The organism is Pseudomonas sp. Fl5BN2 (genome assembly GCF_009908205.1).
Classification (GTDB): domain Bacteria; phylum Pseudomonadota; class Gammaproteobacteria; order Pseudomonadales; family Pseudomonadaceae; genus Aquipseudomonas.
The window spans coordinates 1-399 of record NZ_JAAARL010000100.1 but is presented as its reverse complement, the minus strand read 5'-3'; the positions used below and the strand labels follow the sequence as shown (position 1 = coordinate 399).

Here is a 399-nt window from a genome sequence, read left to right as displayed (position 1 = left end):
ATATACTTCCATTGAATTATTTGATAAGCATACCTATAAGGATATATACATGAAAAAAACATTCATGGGAATTATTGTTTTATCGTCACTGTCACACTTTGCGGCGGCTGAAAGTTACACTGAAAAATTTTATCGTAAATTAACAACTGCAGAATTATCATGGGCTCAAAAAAAAGAAGCCTTAAAGGAAGTCAATTGCAGTGAGTATTTAATTAAAAAAACAATTACCACCATTGATGGTTTTACCATTTTGTCGGAGGATATGTTATTCACCAAAAGACCAATTTTTCCTCAAGGAAAGATAGTTTGTTCTATCAGTCCGTATAATGAAGAAAATAAAGAATTCAGTTTTTCTTCAGAAGAGCAAGGCACTGTTGACGGCGTTGCATACCATTTAAG

General features: G+C 32.6%; 1 protein-coding gene. It reads left to right on the top strand.

What is annotated here, in order from left to right:
• Window positions 1–49: 49 nt before the first annotated feature.
• A partial coding sequence (locus GV819_RS32785; RefSeq protein WP_218579791.1) for a hypothetical protein occupies window positions 50–399 on the top strand: 350 nt, incomplete at its 3' end.